The sequence below is a fragment of the Nocardioides potassii genome, from assembly GCF_021648885.1.
Taxonomy (GTDB): domain Bacteria; phylum Actinomycetota; class Actinomycetes; order Propionibacteriales; family Nocardioidaceae; genus Nocardioides; species Nocardioides potassii.
The window spans coordinates 426654-446646 of record NZ_JAKJHZ010000009.1; the positions used below are offsets into that span (position 1 = coordinate 426654).

A 19993-nucleotide genomic window follows, 5' to 3' on the forward strand; every position below is an offset into this window, starting at 1 on the left:
TCCTTTGGTTGCTGTTTGAGTCAGTACGCCACTGGGTGGCTTGCCCGTAGGGGGAGGGACCGGGGGGACCCGGGCGACGCGGACGCCGCCCGGGACTCACCTCAGACTTCTTCGACGCTGCTCGGCTCGCGCCGCGACAGGTCGATGCCGAGCTCCTCGGCCGCGCGGAAGACGTCCTCCTCCGCGTCCTTCAACGCGATGGCCGTGCCGTCCTGCGACAGCACCTCCACGTTGAGGCAGAGGGACTGCATCTCCTTGACGAGCACCTTGAACGACTCCGGGATGCCCGAGTCGGGGATGTTCTCGCCCTTGACGATGGCCTCGTAGACCTTCACGCGACCCGGCACGTCGTCGGACTTGATCGTCAGGAGCTCCTGGAGGGCGTAGGCCGCTCCGTAGGCCTCCATCGCCCAGACCTCCATCTCGCCGAACCGCTGGCCACCGAACTGGGCCTTACCACCCAGGGGCTGCTGCGTGATCATCGAGTAGGGGCCGGTCGAGCGAGCGTGGATCTTGTCGTCGACGAGGTGGTGCAGCTTGAGGATGTACATGTAGCCCACGGCCACCGGCTCCGGGAACGGCTCACCTGAGCGACCGTCGAAGAGGTTGGCCTTGCCGTCCTCCTTGACCATCCGCTCACCGTCACGGTTGGGCAGGGTGGAGCCGAGGAGACCGGTGATCTCGTCCTCGCGTGCACCGTCGAACACCGGGGTGGCGACCTTGGTGTCGGGGTCGGCCTTGTCGGCGCCGATCGCGATGAGGCGCTTCTTCCAGTCCGACTCACCCTTCTCGCCCGACAGGTTGAGGTCCCAACCCTGCTTGGCGAGCCAGCCGAGGTGGAGCTCGAGGATCTGGCCGATGTTCATGCGTCGCGGCACACCCAGCGGGTTGAGCACGACGTCGACCGGGGTGCCGTCCTCCATGAACGGCATGTCCTCGACGGGCAGGATCTTGGCGATGACGCCCTTGTTGCCGTGGCGTCCGGCGAGCTTGTCGCCGACCGAGATCTTGCGCTTCTGGGCGACGTAGACCCGGACGAGCTGGTTGACGCCCGGAGGAAGGTCGTCGCCCTCCTCGCGGTCGAAGACCCGCACGCCGATGACCGTGCCGGACTCACCGTGCGGCACCTTCATCGAGGTGTCGCGCACCTCGCGCGCCTTCTCGCCGAAGATCGCGCGGAGCAGGCGCTCCTCGGGGGTGAGCTCGGTCTCGCCCTTGGGCGTGACCTTGCCGACCAGGATGTCACCGGTGGTGACCTCGGCGCCGATGCGGATGATGCCGCGCTCGTCGAGGTCGGCCAGGCCCTCCTCGGAGACGTTGGGGATGTCCCGCGTGATCTCCTCGGGGCCGAGCTTGGTGTCGCGGGCGTCGACCTCGTGCTCCTCGATGTGGATCGAGGTGAGGACGTCCTCCTGCACCAGGCGCTGGCTGAGGATGATCGCGTCCTCGTAGTTGTGACCCTGCCACGGCATGAAGGCGACGAGCAGGTTGGTGCCCAGCGCCATCTCGGCGTCGTCGGTGCAGGGGCCGTCGGCGATCGGCGTACCGACCTCGAGGCGGTCGCCGGCCTTCACCAGCGGGCGCTGGTTGATGCAGGTGCCCTGGTTGGAACGACGGAACTTGGCCAGGCGGTAGGTCTGGTAGGTGCCGTCGTCGTTCATCGTCTCGATGGCGTCGGCGGAGACCTCCTTCACCACTCCGGCGTTGTCGGCGACGACCACGTCACCGGCGTCGACGGCGGCGCGGTACTCCATGCCGGTACCGACCAGCGGGCTGTCGCTCGTGATGAGCGGCACGGCCTGGCGCTGCATGTTGGCGCCCATGAGCGCGCGGTTGGCGTCGTCGTGCTCGAGGAACGGGATCAGGGCCGTCGCGACCGACACCATCTGGCGCGGGGAGACGTCCATGTAGTCGACCTCGTCGCGCAGGATCGCGTCGACCTCGCCGTTCTTCTGGCGGACCAGGACGCGCTCCTCGACGAAGCGCATCTTGGCGTCGAGCGGCGCGTTGGCCTGCGCGATGACGTAGCGGTCCTCGTCGTCGGCGGTCAGGTAGTCGATCTGGTCGGTGACCACGCCACCCTCGACCTTGCGGTAGGGGGTCTCGACGAAGCCGAACGGGTTGATCCGTCCGTAGGACGCGAGCGAGCCGATCAGGCCGATGTTGGGGCCTTCCGGGGTCTCGATCGGGCACATGCGGCCGTAGTGCGACGGGTGGACGTCACGGACCTCCATGCCGGCGCGGTCACGGGACAGACCACCGGGACCGAGCGCGGAGAGGCGACGCTTGTGCGTCAGGCCCGCGATCGGGTTGGTCTGGTCCATGAACTGCGAGAGCTGCGAGGTGCCGAAGAACTCCTTCAGCGCCGCCACGACGGGACGGATGTTGATCAGGGACTGCGGCGTGATCGCCTCGACGTCCTGGGTCGTCATCCGCTCGCGGACCACGCGCTCCATGCGGGCCAGGCCCGTGCGGAGCTGGTTCTGGATGAGCTCGCCGACCGTGCGCATGCGGCGGTTGCCGAAGTGGTCGATGTCGTCGGCCTGCACCTTGACGGGGGCACCGTCGGGGCCCTCGACGACGGCACCGGAGGCGTCGACCAGGTCGGGCGCCTCGACCACGTCACCCGCGGCGTGCAGCTGCACGACGTAGCGGATGGCGGCCACGATGTCGTCGATGGTCAGCGTCTGCTGGTCGAACGCCTCGTGGAGGCCGAGCTTCTTGTTGATCTTGTAGCGGCCGACCTTCGCGAGGTCGTAGCGCTTGCCGTTGAAGTAGTAGTTGTTCAGCAGCGTCTGCGCGGCCTCGGCCGTCGGCGGCTCGCCCGGGCGGAGCTTGCGGTAGATGTCGAGCAGCGCGAGGCGGGTGACCTCGTCGTTGATCTGCTCGGCGGTCGGGGCCTCGCCCCGCGCCTTCTTCTGCAGGTCCTCCTGCACGACCTCGTAGCGGACGCTGTCCTTCTCGAGCGTCAGCATCATCGACTCGTACTGGCCGAACTCCTCGCGGATCTGCTCGGTGGTCCAGCCGAGCGCCTTGAGGAGCACGGTGACGTTCTGCTTGCGCTTGCGGTCGAGGCGGACGCCGACCAGGTCGCGCTTGTCGATCTCGAACTCCAGCCACGCGCCACGGCTCGGGATGAGCTTGGCGGTGTAGATGTCCTTGTCCGAGGTCTTGTCCGGGGTCGACTCGAAGTAGACGCCGGGCGAGCGCACGAGCTGCGAGACGACGACGCGCTCGGTGCCGTTGATGATGAAGGTGCCCTTGCGGGTCATCATGGGGAAGTCGCCCATGAAGACCGTCTGGCCCTTGATCTCACCGGTCTCGTGGTTCATGAACTCGGCCGAGACGTAGAGGGGCCGGGAGTAGGTGAAGTCCTTCTCCTTGCACTCCTCCTCGGTGTACTTCTCGTCGAGGAAGACCGGGTTGTCGAAGGAGAGCATCATCGTCTCGGAGAAGTCCTCGATCGGGGAGATCTCCTCGAAGATCTCCTGCAGACCGGTCTTCTCGGAGACGTCCTCACCGGCGGCCCGACGGGCTGCCACCTCCGCCTCCCAGCGCTCTCCGCCGACCAGCCAGTCGAAGCTGCTCGTCTGGAGCGAGATGAGGGGGGGAACCTCGAGAGGTTCGGTGATCTTTGCGAAAGAGGTGCGACGGTGGTTACCAGCGGAGCTGCGCGCGGCCAAGAGGTGTCCTCACAAATGAGCAATGATCGGCGCCGGCCGACCACCGCTAACGCCGTCCGGAGGGCGTCGGGCATCTGAGGGCAGGCGCAAAGAGACACGATAGCGCACATGCGGGCGCACCTCAAACGCGGGGTCAAGCTCCCGGAGGGAACGCCACGCGTTGCCGATGACTATGAACTCCCCGGGCCCCCGGGTCAAGCAGAACGCGCCGATCGGGGTGGGCGACCGGCACGCGTCCGGGTGGTGCGGGCTCAGCCCTGGACGGGCGAGGTGGCCATGTCGTCGACCAGCCACGTGCCGTCGACGAGCTGCATCGAGAGCGTCACCTGGTCCTTGTAGACGACCGGCTCGGGGTTGAGCTTGTTGGTGGTCGGGCGGTCCACGAAGACCAGCACCTGCACCCGGTCGTCGGAGGCACGGACGATCCCCGAGGCGACCACGGAGGCGGTCACCTTGGTCTGCGTCTCGGGCGCGTTCTCCTCCAGGACCGTGAAGAGCTTGTCGTACTCCTGGCGGTAGCTGCCCGTCATCAGCGCCTGGGCGGCCTTCTGGTCCTCGTCGAGGTGCTCGTAGTCGTAGGACAGCACCGGCACGACGGCTCGCTCGGCCGCCACCTGCGCCGCGCGCGCGGCGGAGTCGTCTCCTCCGCCGTCGCGGGCGACCCACGTCCAGACGGTGGCCACGACCAGGCCCGCCGCCAGGAGCCCGAGCCCGATGAGCAGCCAGCCGGGCACGCCGGACTTCTCCGGTCGTGGCCTCGTGACGGGCGCCGGGGCGCCGTCCTCGACCAGCGGGGCGGTGGTCTCGGCCGCGGCCTCGCCCTCCTCGTCCTCGCGTGCCGGGTGCTCGACGTCGTACGACGCCCGCGCGGCGGGGTCGAGGAGGACCTTCGCGGCCCGGTTGAGGGCATCGAAGCGGCGCTCGCCCGGGTCGAGGTCGGCGATCTGGAACTTCCAGGCCGCACGGATCTCGTCGGCGGAGGCGTCGCGGGGGACGCCGAGGACGTCGTACCAGGTGGGGGCGTCGCTCACGGCGTGCTCCCCTCGGTCGGGTCGCCCTGCGGCGTGATGGTGCCGCCCTCGTCGTCGGCGCTCGTGACCGGCGAGAAGTCGTCGACGAGCCACTTCCCGTCGATCACCACGAGGTCCACGAGGAAGCGGAACGGCAGCGGCTCCTGGTCGACGGTGGTCGCCTTCTTGCCGGTGCCTTGCTCGTAGCTGTCGGTGAACGCGCCGGCGACCAGGACGCGGGCGGAGTCGTCGTCGATGGACGACACGGCGGTCGCGAAGACGTCGGCGGTGCGGGTGATGCCACCCTGCGCGACGAGCTGCTCGGCGGTGCCGACCTCCTTCTCGAAGTCGGCCGCGAACTTCGGCGTGATCACCTCGCGCACCTGGTCGCGGTAGGCCGGCATCTGCCCGGAGTCGTCGACCATGTCGGGGCTGTAGGTGCCGAGCCGCTTCACGAACTGGTCGGTGAGGCTCATCGCCTCCTCGCGCTCGGCGGGCAGGTCGAGGCCTCCGTCGGCCGACGCGCGGTCGGAGACGGACAGCCAGACGAGGAGCGCGACGCAGACGACCACCACCAGCGCCAGCGCGGAGGCGATCAAGACCCGGACCCGCGGAGTCAGGGTCTGCGTCAGTCGCGAGCCAGCAGGGGCTGGAGGTAGAGCCACTTCCACGTCTCCTCTCCGAGGCTGGGCGGGGCCACGCTACCGGCGCGCTCCAGCCGGGCCACCTCGGCGGGGTCGGAGGTCAGGGCGCCGCTCTGGGGGTCGTAGGCGAAGTCGGCGGTGCCCCAGCCGGTGGCCGGTCGCGGCGACTGGATGTTCTGGGCGCCGCGCGCGTTGGACTTCGACGCCGGCTCGGTGCAGCGCGTGTCCTCCTTCATCGGCCGGTTGCTGCCGTCGAGCGGCGAGCGACGGTCGGTGCCCTCGTAGCCCCCGTGGCACACCGGGGGGTCCTGCGTGAGGATCATCCCGAAGTGGGCGTCGTAGAGGCCCGTGCCCGGCGACTTGGCCACGACGGTGTAGCCGCCCTCCACCACGTAGGGGTAGATCACGAGCAGCTGCTGGATGCCGTCGAGGTGCTTGACGACGACCTCGCCGGTGGTGACCAGGTTGTTGATGAGCTCGCCGAGCTCGACCTCGTTGTCCTCGAGGAAGACGCGGAGCTCGTTGGCGCCGAGCGATCCGTTGTCGATGAGCCGGCGCAGGTCCTTGTCGTGGTCGGCGACCGTCGTGGAGAACGTCGACAGGTCGCGCGCGAAGCGGCGGAACGCCCGTTCGGAGTCGATCTGCCCGTTGAGCACGGTGTTGCTGTCACGGATCAGGTCGACGGTCACGTCGAAGTTCTGCTGGGCGGTGGTGATGAACGAGCTGCTGCTGTCGAGGATCGTCTGTAGGTCCTCGCCGGCCCCGTTGAAGGCCAGCCCGAACTCCGAGGTGACCGTGCGGAGGTCGTCCTGGTCGACGCTGCGCACCGTCTCGTCGAGGTGGGTGAGGAGGGTGTCGGTCGCGATCGGGACCGCCGTACGGTCACGGGCGATCTCGGAGCCGTCGCGCAGGTAGGGACCCTTGTCGCTCTGCGGCTGCAGCTCGACGTACTGCTCACCGACCGCCGACCGGTTGCCGACCAGGGCCGTCGCGTCGGCGGGGATGTCGGCGTGGTCGTTGTCGATGTCGAGGACGATGTCGACGCCGTCCTTCGTCAGGTCGAGCCGGTCGACCTGGCCGACCCGCACGCCCCGGTAGGACACCTCGGCACCGGCGAACGCTCCACCGGAGTCGGCGAAGTGCGCCACGACGGTGTAGCTCTGGTCGAGGAACACGCGGTCGAGCCGTGCGTAGCGGGCGCCGACGAAGCTCACGCCGACCAGGGTGATGAGCGCGAAGACGAGCAGCTGGAGCTTGGTCCGACGGGTGATCATCGCTGCACCATCCCGGGGACGAGGAGGCTGACGAGTGCGGGGTCGTAGAGCTCGGTCAGCTCGCGCACCGTGGGTCCGCGTCGCGCGTCGGGCGGCGAGGTCCTCCCTGCCCCTGGTCTGTTCAACCCGCCGAGGACCGGGACGCTCGGGAGGCCGGTGGGAAGGGTGATGGTCGGCAGCGGCGGGAGGCTGGTCGGGATGGATGGGGTCGGCAGGGCCGTGTCACCGCCGCAGAGACCGGGCACGGGGTACTGCTGGCAGACCGCCGAGATGACCGACCCGGGCAGGCCGAGGCAGGCGGTGACGTCACCGCGCTGGAGGCCCTCGAGGCACTTGTTGATCGCGGTGACCGCGTCCTGGCACAGCTTGCTGGTGTCGGGCAGCGGGCCGTCCTGCGGGAGCTGGCTCAGCGGGATGCACGCCTCCGTGGGCAGGCTGGTCGGCAGCTTGGTCGGGAGCTCCGAGGGCAGCGCGGTCAGGTCGATGTCGAGGGTGATCGAGAGGTTCGTGTAGTCACCCATGTGCAGGTTGCGCGCCACCTGCGGGTCGCGGCCGACCGACTCGTCGACGAAGGGGTAGGTCAGGAAGACGTTGAAGGCGTTGGTGAAGTCGTCACCCGACGCGGCGAGCTGCGTCAGGACCGGGTCGAGCCGCTGCAGCGAGGTGATCGTGGCGTCCTTGGACTCGGCGATGACGTCGACCGCGACCGAGGACAGCCGGTCGAGCGCCTTCAGCATCTCCACGAGGTCGTCGCGCTGCCGATTGATCGAGTCGAGGGCGCTGGGCAGCTCCTCGAGGGCCTTGTCGATCGTCGGCAGCTGCTTCTCGGCGGCGAGGGCGAGCCGGTTGAGCGACTCGATCGCCTCGACGATGTCCTGCTTGTTCTCGTCGAGCTGACCGGTGAACACCCGCAGCTGCTCAAGGACCGAGCGGGCGGAGTCCTCCCGTCCGTCGAGAGCCTTGTTGAGCTCCTGGGTAATGGTCTTGAGCTGCGCGACCCCACCGCCGTTGAGGAGCAGGCTCAGCGCACCCAGGACCTCCTCGACCTCCGGGTTGCGGCCGGAGCGGTCGATCGGGATGACGGCACCGTCCTTCATCCGGGTCGCGATCGCTCCCTCGTCGGGGGCCCGCAGCTCGACGAACTTCTCACCGAGCAGGCTGGTCTGGCGCAGCTCGGCGACGGCGTTGCCGGGCAGGTCGACATCGCCCCGGACCTGGACCGTGACGAGCGCCTGGTAGCCCTTCAGGTCGATCGCGGTCACCTTGCCGACGCTGACGTCGTTGACCTTGACCGTGGACTGGGGCACGAGGTCGAGCACGTCGGCGAACTCGATCTTGATGGTCATCGGGTCGTCGCCGACGTCCGGGCCACCCGGGAGCGGCAGCGAGTAGACGCTGGCGTCGCAGGCCGACATGAACATGGCCGCGAGCACCGCGCAGACCAGCGCCTTCCAGCGCACCATCCGCGTCATCGGTCCACCTCCGGGGCGACGAGGCCGCCGAGCGTCGGGTCGAAGACGTCCTGGGCGGGGAGCGTGTCGGGCTTGCCGAGCGCGGCGGGCCGGTTCTTGGGGAGGAGCTGGGTGATCGTGTTGCAGACCTGGCCGGACCGCTCCACCTGGCTGACGAAGCCGCAGAGCAGCGCGGCGGGGTCGTACTGGATCTGGTTGATGGCCTCACCGAGGTTCGCGCGGGTGTCGAGGGTCCCGGCCTGCGGGTTGTAGGTCAGCCCGAGGTTGTTGAGCGCCCCGGGCGCCACGTGGAGGATCTCGTCGAGGGAGTCGCGCTGGCGCACCAGCACCTTGGAGACCCGGTTGAGTCCGGTGATGTTGCGGCTGAGCGAGTCCTTGTTGTCCTCGACGAACGTCTTCACGTCCGTGAGCGCCGTCGAGAGGTTCTTCGTCGCCGCCACCAGCTCCTGGCGCTCCCCCGCGAGCATCGTCGAGACGTCGGCGAGGGACTGGTTGAACCGGCGGACCGTCTGGTCGTTGTCCGCCAGGGTCTTCATGAAGCCCTCGAGGGCCCGGACCGACCCGAAGAGCTCCTCCTTGTTGCCCGAGAGCGTTGCGCTGAGGCGGGAGAAGTCCTTGATCGTCTGACGGAACGTGGTGCCCTGGCCCCCGAAGTTGTCGGCCGTCACGGACAGCAGGTCGGACAGCGCGCCGTCCTTGTTGGCGCCGTTGGGACCGAGCGCCACGTTGAGCCGGTCGAGACTGTCGTAGATCTGGTCGAGCTCGAGCGGCTGCGAGGTCTGGTCGACGCTCAGCTCCGCCCCGTCGGCCAGCACGTCGCCGCTGCCGGAGTAGGCAGGCGTGAGCTGGACGTAGCGGTCGCCCACCACCGCAGGCGCGATGATCACCGCCCGGGCGTCGGCCGGCAGCCTGACGCTGTCGTCGTACGTCATCGTGACCGTCACGTCGGTGCCGGTGGGCTCGACCTTCGTCACGGTGCCCACCGGTACGCCGAGCACGCGGACGTCGCTGCCCTCGTAGACCGAGATCGCCCGCGGGAAGTGGGCGACGACCGTCCGGCCGGTGTCGCCACCGAAGACGCTGACGGCGGCCGCCACGACGAAGGCGAGCACGACGAGGGGGACGAGGAGGCGCTTCACGAGGTCCATGGGTCAGCCCACCTGCGGGACGGGAGGGAAGTTGGAGATCCACGTGTCGAACCACGGGCCGTTGCCGAGCGTGTTGGCGAAGACGCGGTAGAACGGCGCCATCAGCCGCAGGCTGCTGTCGAGGTTGTCCTCGTTCTTGTTGAGCACGGCCACGACGTTCTCCAGGTGCGCGAGCGCGGGCGCGAGGTCCTCTCGGGAGTCCGCGATCAGCGCGGACAGCTCCTTGGACAGCCTCGTGGTCGAGACCAGGAGCTGGTGGACGGCGTCGCGGCGGGCGACCAGCGCGCGGAACAGCACGTCGCTGTCCTCCATCAGCTTGATGATGTCGTCGTCGCGCTCGTCGAGGACGGTCGAGACCCGCTCGAGGTTCACCAGCAGCGTGTTGAGCTGCTCGTCCTTCTCGGCGATGTTGGCCGAGAGACGGCTCAGGCCCGACAGCGCCCCACGGAACTCCTCGGGGGTGTTGCGGGTCAGGTCGGCGAGGGTCGTGAGGGACTCGGCGAGCTGGTCGGTGTCGATCTTCTCCGAGGTGGACGCGAGGCCCTCGAACGCCTCGACCACGTCGAACGGCGAGGAGGTCCGGGAGGCGGGGATGGTCCCGTCCTCCTTGAGCTGACCGCTGCCGGCGGGCTCGAGGGCGAGGAACATGGCGCCGAGGATCGTCTTGACCTTGATGGCGGCCCGGGTCTCGGACCCGAAGTCGGCGGACTCGTCGACCTTGAAGGTCACGTTGACCTGGCCGTCGTCGAGGGCGATGTCGTCGACCTTGCCGACGCGCACGCCGGCGATCCGGACCTCGTCGCCGGCCTTCAGGCCGCCCGCCTCGCTGAACATGGCGTGGTAGGTGTCCCCGCCACCGATGATCGGCAGGTCGTCGGCGCGCAGCGCGGCCACCAGCAGCATCGCCATCACGACGATGCTCACGGCGCCCACGAGGATCGGGTTGCGCTCCCGGAACGGCTTCATGTCGGGGTCCCCTCGGCGTTGTTCGGGGGAGCGGAGCGGAGGAGTAGAACGGCGTGGGGTGACTTCATCCGAGATCACACCTGTCGGAGCCGGTCTGGTACTTGACCGGGAGCGAGACGTTGTTGGGCAGGTTGACCCGGCCCTGGAACTCGCAGAGGTAGAAGTTGAAGAACGAGCCGTAGATCGCGGTGCGGCCGATCTTGTTGAGCTTGATGGGCAGGACCTGCAGGGCGCGGTCGAGCTCGGCCTTGTTCTTGTCGATGTTGCCCGCGACGGTCCGCAGCTCCTTGATGTCCTTGACGAACGGCTCGCGGATGCCGTCGACCAGCGAGGCGGTCTCGACCGAGAGGGCCGACACGTCGTCGAGCGAGCCGAGGATCGCGTTGCGGTCCTGCTTGAGGCCGCCGACCAGGGTGCGGAAGGACTGGATCAGCCGGGTCAGCTGCTTGTCGCGGTCGGCCACGTGGTCGAGCACGAGCGAGAGGTTGTCGATCAGGTCACCGATGACCTCGTCGCGGTCGGCGAGCGTGTTGGTGACCGATGCGGTGTGCGCCAGCAGACCCTCCAAGGTGCCGCCCTCGCCCTGGAAGACCTGGATGAGCTCGAAGGAGAGCTTGTTGACGTCGTCGGGCGACAGGGCCTGGAAGAGCGGCTTGAAGCCGTTGAACAGGATGGTGAGGTCGAGCGCGGGTCGCGTGCGGGACACGGGGATCGTCGTACCGGCGGGAAGCCGCTGGGTGTCGCCGACTTCCTGGGTCAGGGAGATGTAGCGCTGCCCGACGAGGTTGCGGTAGCGGATGGAGGCGAAGGTGCCGCCGTTGACCGACGTGCGCTGGTCCACGGTGAAGCTGATGAGCGCGCGACTGCGGTCGATGATCTCGACCTTGTCGACGGAGCCGACGCGCACGCCGGCGACCCGGATGTCGTCGCCCTTGTTGACCCCCGTCGCGTCGGTGAACTCGGCCTTGTACTCGCGCGAGTCGGCGAAGCTCAGGTTGCCGATCGTGACCACGAGGACGGCGGTCGCGAGCGAGGTGACGACGACGAAGACGAGGAGCTTGACCAGGTCGACGGAGGTCTTCTTGTCCAGCACGGGGCTCATCGCAGCGACACCTCCGCCCCACGCGCCATCGGGGCGACGAGCAGCACGCCGAGGTCGGGTACGTCGTCCGCGCCGACGCCGAGGCCGGGTGCGAGCAGCCCCTTGAGCAGCGCCGACTCGTCGCGGCCACCGGCGTAGCCCGCCGCAGTCCCGGACCAGCCGGGAGCGACGCGGCTGGTGCCCTTGCCGGTCGGCGAGTTAACGCCGTCGACGAAGTCGGGCTGGTTGCGGAACGGGTTGGCCTGCGTCCACGGCGGGTTGGGCAGGGTGCCGCAGTAGGGGTCGTTCTTCGCGCCGTAGACCGGGACGTCCTGCGGGCCGTAGCCACGCGGTTGGTTGGGGAGCGTCTCGAGCACGATGTGCAACGTGAAGCCGCGGAACGCCTCGGCCTGGAGCTTGCCCGCGCCGACGATGCCGCCCAGCAGGCAGGGGTACTCCGGCGCGTACTTCGCGAGGACGGCGAGCTGGGCGGCCCCCAGCTGGCCGAGCCGGACGAGGTTGTCGCCGTTGGCGCGGGTGAACCGCTCGGCGACGGCGGAGAACTTCGAGACGTCGTTGAAGAGCGCCTGGAGCTTCTCCTCGCGGTCCTCCAGCGTCGTCGTGGTGGTGATCGTGTTGCGGAGGATGGTCGCGACCTCGGGCAGCACGTCGGCGTAGGTGTCGGACACCCGGGCGGTGAGCCGCAGGTCCTCCACGAGGCCGGGCAGCTCGGGGTTGAAGCGGGTCAGGTAGTCGTCCAACGTCTCGATGGTCTGCCCGACCTGCTCGCCGCGGCCCTCGAGGGCGGTGGCGACCGCGTTGAGCGTGGTGTTGAGGTCGGCGGGCTGCACCGCGCGGAGCAGCGGGTAGAGGTCGCTGAGGACCTTCTCGACCTCGATCGACAGGTCGGTCCGCTGGATGACGTCGCCGGCCCGGATCGGGCGGGCGGACGACCCGCCCTGGGGCGGGATGAGCGAGACGAACTTCTCGCCGAACAGCGTCTTGGGCAGGATCGAGGCGGTGACGTCCTCGGGAATCTCGGCGGTGCGGTCCGGGTAGAGCCCCAGCGTGATGTCGGCGCCGTCCTGGGTGGGCTCGTAGTCGAGCACCTCGCCGACGATGACGCCGCGGATCTTGACGTCTGCCCGCTTGGGCAGCTGCAGCCCGATCTTGGACGCCTTGACCGTCACCTCGTCGTAGTCGGAGAACTTGTCGGTGAACACCCCGTAGGTGACCCACACCGCAGCGAGCATGAGGGCGACGAAGACGACGCCGAGTGCCTTGAGCTTCATCGACCGCTCACCCCGCCAGCCGCACGGTGGTCGAGGCGCCCCAGATGGCCATGGAGAGCAGCAGGTCGAGCACGTTGATGGCCACGATGCTCGAGCGGACGGCGCGGCCCACGGCGACACCCACCCCGGCGGGGCCGCCGGAGGCGTTGTAGCCGTGGTAGCAGTGGATCAGGATGACCGTGACCGCGAAGACCAGGACCTTGCCGAAGGACCACAGCACGTCGCCGGGCGGCAGGAACGCGTTGAAGTAGTGGTCGTAGGTGCCGGCGGACTGCCCGTAGAACTGGGTCACCACCAGCCGGCTCGCGAAGTACGACGACAGCAGCCCGACGACGTACAGCGGGATGATCGCGATCAGGCCGCCGACCACGCGGGTGGCGACGAGGAACGGCATCGAGGGGATCGCCATCACCTCGAGGGCGTCCACCTCCTCCGAGATGCGCATCGCGCCGAGCTGGGCGGTGAAGCCACACCCGACGGTGGCGGCCAGGGCGATGCCGGCCACGAGCGGCGCGATCTCGCGAGTGTTGAAGTAGGCGGACACGAAGCCGGAGAACGCCGCCGTGCCGAGCTGGTCGAGGGCCGCGAAGCCGGACAGACCGACCTGGGCGCCGGTGAAGAAGGTCATGCCGATGATGACGCCGACCGTGCCGCCGATGACCGCGAGGGCACCGGTGCCGAGGGTGACCTCGGCGAGGATCCGCATGATCTCGCGGGGGTAGCGGGTGACCGAGCGCGGGATGGCCTTGAGCACGCCGAGGTGGAAGGCGAGCTGGCCACCGAGGGTCTCGAGGGAGGCGAGGGGCTTGATGGCCACGGTCATCCTCCCTTCGGCGGGATGATCTGGAGGTAGATCAGGCTCAGCACGAAGTTGGCGACGAAGAGCAGGAGGAAGGTGATGACCACCGACTCATTGACCGCGTCGCCGACGCCCTTCGGACCGCCGTTGGCGTTCATGCCCTTGTAGGACGCCACGATCGCCGCGATGACGCCGAAGACGAGTGCCTTGATCAGGCCGATCCAGAGGTCGGGCAGCTGGGCGAGCGCGGTGAAGCTGGCGAGGTAGGCGCCGGGCGTGCCGTCCTGGAGGATCACGTTGAAGACGTAGCCGCCGGTCACGCCGACCACGCTGACCATGCCGTTGAGGAAGAACGCGACGAGCATGCAGGCCAGCACGCGCGGGACGACGAGGCGCTGGATGGGGTCGATGCCCAGCACCATCATCGCGTCGAGCTCCTCGCGGATCTTGCGGGCGCCGAGGTCGGCGGCGATCGCGGAGCCGCCCGCGCCGGCGATGAGCAGCGCGGTGCCGATCGGCGCCGCCTGCTGGATCACGGCGAGCACGGACGCGGAGCCGGTGAACGACTGGGCGCCGAACTGCTTGATCAGCCCGCCGACCTGCAGGGCGATGACCGCACCGAACGGGATGGCGACCAGCGCCGTCGGGACGATCGTGACCGAGGCGATGAACCAGGCCTGCTGGATGAACTCGCGCAGCTGGAACGGGCGCCGGAAGAGCGCGCGCAGCACGTCGAGGGCGAAGGCGAAGAGGTTGCCAGCGACCGCGACGGGGGCAAGCGCCCGCGAGGACATCGAGGTGGACACGGGTCGTCAGGCCCCCGGCGCGAGGCCGGCGTTGGCCGTCTCGAAGGATCCGGGCGGCGGGGTGACGCCGTGCTCCCTGCACCACTCCCCCGCGGGACGCTGGCTGCGACGCGGGATGCCGTTGGACGGGTCGAGCTGCAGCGGGATCGGCGGGAGGGCCGGCAGCTCCTGGTCGGCCTCGGCCGCGAGCTCGTCGGCGTCCTTCTCCTCCGACATGCCGATCGGGCCGACCTTCTGCGCGTTGAGGAACTGGCGCACCACCGGCTCCTCGGAGCTGAGCAGCTGCTCGCGCGGGCCGAACATCGCGAGGTGCTTGTGGTAGAGCAGCCCGATGTTGTCGGGCACCGTCCGCGCGGTGTTGATGTCGTGGGTGACGATCAGGAAGGTCGCGTCGATCTGGGCGTTGAGGTCGACGATCAGCTGGTTGAGGAACGCCGTACGCACGGGGTCGAGGCCGGAGTCCGGCTCGTCGAAGAGCACGATCTCGGGGTCGAGGACCAGGGCACGGGCGAGGCCGGCGCGCTTGCGCATGCCGCCGGAGATCTCGCCGGGCAGCTTGTCCTCGGCGCCGAGCAGGCCGACGAGGTCCATCTTCTCCATGACGATCGAGCGGATCTCGGACTCGGACTTCCTCGTGTGCTCGCGCAGCGGGAAGGCCACGTTGTCGTAGAGGTTCATCGAGCCGAACATCGCGCCGTCCTGGAACAGCACGCCGAAGAGCTTGCGGATCTCGTAGAGCTCGCGCTCCGAGCAGCTCGCGATGTCGGTGCCCTCGATGATGATCGAGCCCTTGTCGGGCTTGAGCAGGCCGATCAGGGTCTTGAGGAAGACCGACTTGCCCGTTCCTGAGGGACCGAGCATGACGCAGATCTCGCCCGCCGGGATGGTCAGGGTGACGTCACCCCAGATCAACTGCTTCCCGAACGACTTCGAGAGGTCGTTGACCACGATCTCGACACCCATGTACGCCGACCCTCCTCGCCGTCCTACTGCTGAGTACCAACGGACATGCGAGCGAGAGGTTACGCCTTGGAGAGATGGTCGTCACTCACCCTTGACGGTGCCGCGCGCCCGGCTCACCCGCCGGACGGCACCCAGGCGCCCTCCGGCCGGATGGCGGCGGCGATCGCGCGACAGCTCGCGACGAGATCGCCGGCTCGGTCGTGGGCCCGTTCGCGGGGAGCGTGCCGGGGACGAGCTCGCGCACCAGCGCGAAGTGAAGGGGTGCCGCTCGGACCACCACCGCCACACGTGTCCGCGAGGTGGCCCTCCGTCAGCCGTTCCGAGGACCACCACCGCCACACGTGTCCGCGAGATGGCCCTCGACTTGCGGCACGAGGCGCCCATCGAGGACGGCCTCGTGCGACCCGCGTCGCTGGTTCGGCGGTTCCTCGACCCGAGCCCGACGTCGTCCTCGGCTGCGGCGCTGCCCTGCTGGTCGAGGGTGGCGCGCCGGGCTCGGTCTGACCCGCATGAGCAGCGCCGGAGGTTGTCAGCCCCGGCGGCGCCTGATCTCCTCGTTGATCGCGGGGATCACCTCGTGCAGGTCGCCGATGACGGCGTGCGAGGCCTTGGTGACCATCGGTGCGTCGGGGTCGGTGTTGATCGCGAGGATGTTCTTCGCGCTGCTGCACCCGGCCCAGTGCTGGATGGCGCCGCTGATGCCGCACGGGATGTAGAGGTCGGGCGAGATCCGGCTGCCGGTCTGGCCGACCTGCTCGTGGTGCGGGCGCCAGCCGAGGGAGGTGACGACTCGCGAGACGCCGAGCGAGGCGTCGAGGAGGTCGGCGAGCTCGAGCAGGTCGCCGAAGCCGTCCGCCGAGCCTGCCCCGCGACCGGCGCCCACGACGACGCGCGCCGACTTGAGGTTGCCGGAGAGGTCGGGCTCGGGCTCCTCGGTCGAGACCACGCGGGCGACCAGGTCGGCCTCGGCGACGTCCGGGGTCTCGATGACCAGCTCGCCGACGCCCGGGGTGTCGGCCGCCTCTGCCTGGACGGCGTGGCCGGCGACGGTGAAGAGGGCGGGGCGCTGGGACAGCTGCATCTCCTCGCGCGCCTGTCCGCCGACGACCTGCCGGGTCACGGTGAACGGCGAGAGGCTGCTGAAGGAGACCACGTTGGCCGCCATCGGCAGCCCGGTGCGCGCGCCGACGTGCGCGAGCACCTCCATGCCTCGCGGCGTGCCCGAGGCCATCACGACGACCGAGCCCGTCTTCTCCCGCACGCCCATCACGCCGGCGGCCCACGCGGCGCCCGAGTAGGCGTCGTACGCCGCACCGGTGAGGGCGTGGATCCGGCGCACGCCGTGGGCGGCCAGCGCCTTGACGACGTCGTCGCCCGGCGTGCCGACCGCGACCGCGTCGATCGGGATGCCGCCACCCGCCGCCGCGAGGTCGCGCGCGAACGTCACGGCCTCCAGAGACGTCTCGACGGCCTCGCCCGCGGGCGAGACCTCCACCAGGACGAGGATCATCGCGCCAGCACCCCCAACCGCTCGAACAGGTCGACGACAGCGGGCGCCGCCGAGGCGCCCTCGCCGAGGATCTCGACGCTGGACGGCGTCGGTGGTGGCAGCACGAGCCGCAACCGGCCCGTGCCGGTGGGCGCGGCGACCGGCTCACGCTCCTCGACCGGCGCCTTCTTGGCCTTCATCCGGCCCGGCACCGTCGGGTAGCGAGGCTCGACACCGCCCTCGAGGATCGTGACCACCGCGGGGAGCGGCAGCCGGTAGGTCTCGTGGCCGTCGGGTCCGGCGCCGCTCGCGGTCACCTCGCCGTCGGCGACGGACACCGTGCTGACGCCGTTGACGACGGGCCAGCCCAGCTCGTAGGCCAGCCGGATCCCGACCTGGAAGTCCCCGCTGTCGGCGGCATCGTTGCCGAGGAGGACCAGCTCGTGGGGCGTGCCCGCCGCCTCGTGGTCCCGTACGACGGCCGCGATCTCGCGCGCGACGTCGGCCGGGCCGTAGGCCTGGGCGTCAGCGACGACGTGGGTCGCCGCGGTGCAGCCGACCGCGAGCGCCGTGCGCAGCTGCTCGACCGCGTCGGCGTCGCCGAGCGTCATCACGGTGGCGGAGCCGTCCGTGGCGCCGGCGACCTGGACGGCGAGCTCGACCGCGCACTCCTCGTGGGCGCTCATCGTGAAGCCGGCGTAGCGGCCGTCGACGCCCTGGCCGTCCTCGGTGAGGACGACCTCGCCCGACGAGTCGACGACCCGCTTCACGCAGACCAGTGGATTCGTCATCGGATGCGCTCGTTGGTGGGGTCGAGGAGCGGGGTGGCGTCGATCGAGCCGACGGTCACCGGGTAGAGCTCCTCCATGTAGGACACCGCGAGCTCGTTGCCGATCGTCGCCTGCTCGGGCGGCAGGTAGGCGAGCAGCACGTGCTTGCCGAGCGACGGCGCGGAGCCGGCGCTGGTGACGTAGGGGTGGTGGCCGTGGCCGTCGGCCAGCGCCCCGCCGTCGCGGGTCAGGATCGGCTCGCCGCCGAGCATGTAGCGCTTCATGCCGGACGCCGAGGTGTGGTCGTCGACGGTCAAGGTGCAGAGCACCGCCTTCGGCTCCGCCTCCCGCTGGGCCAGGTAGGCCTCCTTGCCGACGAAGTCGGCCGCCTTGACCTTCGGGCGCTGCATGCCGGCCTCGACGATGCTGCGCTCGCCGTCGAGCTCGGCGCCGTAGGCGCGGTAGCCCTTCTCGATGCGACCGGTCGTGCCGTAGACCCCGATGCCGGCGGGGCGGGCGCCATGGGGTGCACCGGCCTCGAGCAGCGCCTCCCACAGGTCGGCCGCCTGCGACATCGGGACGTAGAGCTCCCAGCCGAGCTCGCCGACGTAGGAGATGCGCGAGGCGAGGACGGTGATGCCGGCCCCAGACGGTGGGGACAACGTGATCTCGCGGCAGGTGAGGAAGCCGAATCCCTCGTCGGACACGTCGTCGGAGGTGAGCGAGGAGACGATGTCGCGGGCGCGGGGACCCCAGATGCCGATGGTCGAGACGTCGTCGGTGCGGTCCGTCAGCGTCGTCGTACCGCCCTCGGGCAGGTGGCCTGCGAACCAGGCGCGGTCGGCCATGCCGTGGGCGCCGCCGGTGACCACGCGGAAGTGGTCGTCGCCGAGTCGCATCACGGTCAGGTCGGACCGGAAGCCGCCCTTCGCGTCGAGCACCGGCGTGTAGATCACCTTGCCGACGGCGACGTCGCACTGCGCGACGCAGGTGCGCTGGACGACGTCGAGCGCCTCGGGGCCCTCGATGTCGAAGATGCAGAAGGCCGACAGGTCGATGACGGCGGCGGCCTCGCGCATCCGGAGGTGCTCGGCGTTGATGATCGGGCTCCACCACCGCGAGTCCCACTCGTGCTCGCGCGGCATCACGGCGTCGCCGTACTGCTCGAGGAGGTCGGCGTTGGACTCGTACCAGAAGGGCCGCTCCCAGCCGGCGGTCTCGAAGAAGACGGCGCCGAGCTTGGCCTGCGAGTCGTGCATCGGGGAGAGCCGCTGGTCGCGGTCGGACTCGTACTGCTCGGCCGGGTGGACGATGCCGTAGGTCTTGATGAACGACTCGGTGGTGCGCAGCCGGGTGTGCTCGCGGCGCTTCTGGTGCTGGTGGAAGCGAGCGATGTCGCTGTGGTGCAGGTCGATCTCGGAGTGCCCGTGGGTCATCCACTCCGCCACCGCGCGACCGACGCCGGGGCCCTCCTTGATCCACACGGCGGCGGCGGTCCAGAGGCCCGCGACCTCGCTCTCGCCGAGGATCGGGTTGCCGTCGCAGGTCAGCGACAGCAGGCCGTTGATGGCGTAGCGGATCTCGGCACCCTCGGCCCCGAGGAGCTCGGGCATCAGCTCGTAGGCCTGCTCGAGCTGCGGGTCGAAGTCGTCCTCGGTGAACGGCATCTCGGTCGGCGACAGCTTGGCCTGCTCGATCGAGGGGATGTCCTCCGGCTCGTGGAGGATCGCGCGGTGGGCGTAGGAGCCGACCTCCATGTCGGCGCCGTGCTGGCGCTCGTAGCAGAAGGTGTCCATGTCGCGGATGATCGGGAAGGAGATCTCTCCCTCCTTCTCGGTCAGCTGGGGGCAGGGGCCCACGCTGATCATCTGGTGCACCGCCGGGGTCAGCGGGATGCTGATGCCGGCCATGTCGCCGAGCTTCGGGCTCCACACCCCCGCGGCGATCACCACGGTCTTCGCCTCGATGTCGCCGCCCGTCGTGCGGACGCGGGTGATCCGGCGGGTGCCGTGGGGGCCGTCCTCGGTGTCGAGGCCGATGACCTCGACGGTGGGTACGACGGTGAGCTCACCGGTCGCCTGGGCACGCTCGCGCATGATCGTGCCGGCGCGCAGAGAGTCGACGACGCCGACGCCGGGGGTCCAGAAGGCGCCGATGAACTGGTCCTCCTCGATGAAGGGGACCTTCTCCTTCACGAAGGCGGGCGAGACCAGCTCGGCCTCGATGCCCCAGGCGCGCGCGCTCGACATGCGCCGGCGCAGCTCCTCCATGCGCTCCTCGGTCCGGGCGATCTCGAAGCCGCCGGACTCGGTGAAGACACCCATCTCCTTGTACTGCGCGACCGAGTCGAGCGTGATGTCGGTGATCTCGCGGGAGTGGTCGACGGTGAAGATGAAGTTGGACGCGTGACCGGTCGAGCCGCCCGGGTTGGGCAGTGCTCCCTTGTCGATCTGCACCACGTTCTTCCACCCGAGGCGGGTGAGGTGGTGCACGAGGCTGTTGCCGACGATGCCGGCTCCGATGACGACGACGTCGGCGGTCGCGGGGACCTCTGCCATGGGGGTGCCTCCTGGGCGGAGCGGTGAGTTCTGGAAGT

15 protein-coding genes are annotated in these 19993 nt (G+C 69.5%); all 15 read right to left on the minus strand.

From position 1 onward, the window contains the following. Positions 1-101 precede the first annotated feature (101 nt). On the minus strand, positions 102-3683 hold the full coding sequence (rpoB, locus tag L2K70_RS15795) for a DNA-directed RNA polymerase subunit beta (RefSeq protein ID WP_236403332.1): 3582 nt from the start codon (positions 3681-3683) through the stop codon (positions 102-104). A gap of 251 nt (positions 3684-3934) precedes the next feature. Next, complete coding sequence (locus L2K70_RS15800; protein WP_236403335.1) at positions 3935-4714, minus strand: J domain-containing protein; 780 nt, start codon at positions 4712-4714, stop codon at positions 3935-3937. Beyond that, complete coding sequence (locus tag L2K70_RS15805) at positions 4711-5292, minus strand: hypothetical protein (RefSeq protein ID WP_236403338.1); 582 nt, start codon at positions 5290-5292, stop codon at positions 4711-4713. The genes L2K70_RS15800 and L2K70_RS15805 overlap by 4 nt, the downstream gene beginning before the upstream one ends. Positions 5293-5321: 29 nt before the next feature. Next, on the minus strand, positions 5322-6611 hold the full coding sequence (locus L2K70_RS15810; RefSeq protein ID WP_236403339.1) for an MCE family protein: 1290 nt from the start codon (positions 6609-6611) through the stop codon (positions 5322-5324). Beyond that, entirely contained in the window at positions 6608-8083 is a 1476-nt protein-coding gene (locus tag L2K70_RS15815) for an MCE family protein (RefSeq protein ID WP_236403342.1), read from the minus strand. The genes L2K70_RS15810 and L2K70_RS15815 overlap by 4 nt, the downstream gene beginning before the upstream one ends. Then, positions 8080-9231: an MCE family protein gene (locus L2K70_RS15820; protein ID WP_236403344.1), complete on the minus strand. Its 1152-nt coding sequence runs from the start codon at positions 9229-9231 to the stop codon at positions 8080-8082. The genes L2K70_RS15815 and L2K70_RS15820 overlap by 4 nt, the downstream gene beginning before the upstream one ends. A gap of 3 nt (positions 9232-9234) precedes the next feature. Beyond that, complete coding sequence (locus L2K70_RS15825) at positions 9235-10197, minus strand: MCE family protein (protein ID WP_236403347.1); 963 nt, start codon at positions 10195-10197, stop codon at positions 9235-9237. Positions 10198-10261: 64 nt separating this feature from the next. Continuing rightward, positions 10262-11299, minus strand: a complete 1038-nt coding sequence (locus L2K70_RS15830) for an MCE family protein (RefSeq protein WP_236403350.1) — start codon at positions 11297-11299, stop codon at positions 10262-10264. Beyond that, complete coding sequence (locus L2K70_RS15835) at positions 11296-12570, minus strand: MCE family protein (RefSeq protein ID WP_236403352.1); 1275 nt, start codon at positions 12568-12570, stop codon at positions 11296-11298. Before L2K70_RS15835 ends, L2K70_RS15830 begins: the two co-directional genes overlap by 4 nt. Positions 12571-12577: 7 nt before the next feature. Then, the gene (locus L2K70_RS15840; protein ID WP_236403354.1) at positions 12578-13393 is read right to left on the minus strand and encodes an MlaE family ABC transporter permease; all 816 of its coding nucleotides are present in this window, start codon (positions 13391-13393) and stop codon (positions 12578-12580) included. Beyond that, positions 13390-14163 carry an MlaE family ABC transporter permease gene (locus L2K70_RS15845; protein WP_236403524.1) on the minus strand — a complete coding sequence of 258 codons (774 nt, stop codon included), beginning with the start codon at positions 14161-14163 and terminating at the stop codon, positions 13390-13392. The genes L2K70_RS15840 and L2K70_RS15845 overlap by 4 nt, the downstream gene beginning before the upstream one ends. Before the next feature lie 18 nt (positions 14164-14181). Then, positions 14182-15138: an ABC transporter ATP-binding protein gene (locus L2K70_RS15850; protein WP_236403358.1), complete on the minus strand. Its 957-nt coding sequence runs from the start codon at positions 15136-15138 to the stop codon at positions 14182-14184. 529 nt (positions 15139-15667) lie between these two features. Continuing rightward, positions 15668-16648: an electron transfer flavoprotein subunit alpha/FixB family protein gene (locus L2K70_RS15855; RefSeq protein WP_236403360.1), complete on the minus strand. Its 981-nt coding sequence runs from the start codon at positions 16646-16648 to the stop codon at positions 15668-15670. Continuing rightward, positions 16645-17418 (minus strand): electron transfer flavoprotein subunit beta/FixA family protein, encoded by a 774-nt coding sequence (locus tag L2K70_RS15860; RefSeq protein ID WP_236403362.1) that lies wholly within the window; start codon positions 17416-17418, stop codon positions 16645-16647. Before L2K70_RS15860 ends, L2K70_RS15855 begins: the two co-directional genes overlap by 4 nt. Further along, on the minus strand, positions 17415-19955 hold the full coding sequence (locus tag L2K70_RS15865) for a GcvT family protein (RefSeq protein ID WP_236403364.1): 2541 nt from the start codon (positions 19953-19955) through the stop codon (positions 17415-17417). Before L2K70_RS15865 ends, L2K70_RS15860 begins: the two co-directional genes overlap by 4 nt. Positions 19956-19993: the final 38 nt, after the last annotated feature.

Excerpts from the sequence above, each read along its gene's own strand:
- L2K70_RS15860 (WP_236403362.1), bottom strand. The coding sequence starts at position 17,418 with ATGACGAATCCACTGGTCTGCGTGAAGCGGGTCGTCGACTCGTCGGGC.
- L2K70_RS15820 (WP_236403344.1), bottom strand. The coding sequence starts at position 9,231 with ATGGACCTCGTGAAGCGCCTCCTCGTCCCCCTCGTCGTGCTCGCCTTC.
- L2K70_RS15855 (WP_236403360.1), bottom strand. The coding sequence starts at position 16,648 with ATGATCCTCGTCCTGGTGGAGGTCTCGCCCGCGGGCGAGGCCGTCGAG.
- L2K70_RS15825 (WP_236403347.1), bottom strand. The coding sequence starts at position 10,197 with ATGAAGCCGTTCCGGGAGCGCAACCCGATCCTCGTGGGCGCCGTGAGC.
- L2K70_RS15815 (WP_236403342.1), bottom strand. The coding sequence starts at position 8,083 with ATGACGCGGATGGTGCGCTGGAAGGCGCTGGTCTGCGCGGTGCTCGCG.
- L2K70_RS15850 (WP_236403358.1), bottom strand. The coding sequence starts at position 15,138 with ATGGGTGTCGAGATCGTGGTCAACGACCTCTCGAAGTCGTTCGGGAAG.
- L2K70_RS15830 (WP_236403350.1), bottom strand. The coding sequence starts at position 11,299 with ATGAGCCCCGTGCTGGACAAGAAGACCTCCGTCGACCTGGTCAAGCTC.
- L2K70_RS15845 (WP_236403524.1), bottom strand. The coding sequence starts at position 14,163 with ATGTCCTCGCGGGCGCTTGCCCCCGTCGCGGTCGCTGGCAACCTCTTC.
- L2K70_RS15810 (WP_236403339.1), bottom strand. The coding sequence starts at position 6,611 with ATGATCACCCGTCGGACCAAGCTCCAGCTGCTCGTCTTCGCGCTCATC.
- L2K70_RS15840 (WP_236403354.1), bottom strand. The coding sequence starts at position 13,393 with ATGACCGTGGCCATCAAGCCCCTCGCCTCCCTCGAGACCCTCGGTGGC.
- L2K70_RS15865 (WP_236403364.1), bottom strand. The coding sequence starts at position 19,955 with ATGGCAGAGGTCCCCGCGACCGCCGACGTCGTCGTCATCGGAGCCGGC.
- L2K70_RS15835 (WP_236403352.1), bottom strand. The coding sequence starts at position 12,570 with ATGAAGCTCAAGGCACTCGGCGTCGTCTTCGTCGCCCTCATGCTCGCT.